Origin of the sequence: Microbacterium sp. HSID17254, assembly GCF_003989315.1 — a bacterium.
Lineage (GTDB): Bacteria > Actinomycetota > Actinomycetes > Actinomycetales > Microbacteriaceae > Microbacterium.
In genome coordinates, this window is sequence record NZ_RBLT01000172.1 from 1 (window position 1) to 817 (window position 817).

Below are 817 nucleotides of genomic sequence, written 5' to 3' on the forward strand. Positions count from 1 at the left end.
GGGCGGGGGGGCGGAGGGCTGGGGCGGGGGGGGCCCCGTCGGGGGGCGGGGCGGGCGAGCGAAGCGTCTGGCGTGTCGGGTGCGGATGCGAGCGTGGGGGACGGGCGGTTCCGGGCTGCGACGCGCCTGGACGCGGGTCGGACGACACCGGAACCGCCCGGCCGGGTCACGTCCGACGGTGACCGTACGCTGCTCCGGTGACGGTTCTGCGCATCCGCATGGTCGGCGACCCGGTGCTCCACACCCCCCCCCGCCCCGTCGTCGCGGTCGACGACGCGCTCCGGACGTTGGTCGGGGACATGTTCGAGACGATGGCCGCGGCGCACGGCGTCGGGCTCGCAGCCAACCAGGTGGGGGTGGACCTGCGGCTGTTCGTCTTCGACTGCCCCGACGAGGAGACGCGCACGATGCGGCGCGGCCTCGTCGTCGACCCGGTGCTGGAGACCGACGGCGTCCCGGAGGTCATGCCCGACGCGGACGAAGACCAGGAGGGCTGCCTGCCGGTGCCCGGCGAGAACTTCGCGACCGGCCGCGCGCAGTGGGCCCTGTTCACGGGCACCGACCTCGCCGCCGAGCCCGTCCCCTACGCGGGGTCCGGCGTCTCCGCCCGCTGCCTGCAGCACGAGAGCGACCACCTCGACGGGCACCTGTACCTCGACCGGCTGATGGGCCGCCACCAGCGTGCTGCGAAGAAGAGGCTCAAGCGCAACGGCTGGGTCGCGCCGTCGGACTCCTGGGACCCGTCGGCCGTCGAGGCCGAGGAGGTCCCCCGGGGATGACCCCGGGACCGACCCCGGGAGTCATACCCCGGTACTAG

Annotated in this window: 1 protein-coding gene; it reads left to right on the top strand. The window is 75.0% G+C overall.

The genetic code is table 11. The features are described 5' to 3' along the window. Positions 1-197: 197 nt before the first annotated feature. On the top strand, positions 198-779 hold the full coding sequence (def, locus tag D8M34_RS18410; protein WP_126894732.1) for a peptide deformylase: 582 nt from the start codon (positions 198-200) through the stop codon (positions 777-779). The last annotated feature ends 38 nt before the right edge of the window (positions 780-817 follow it).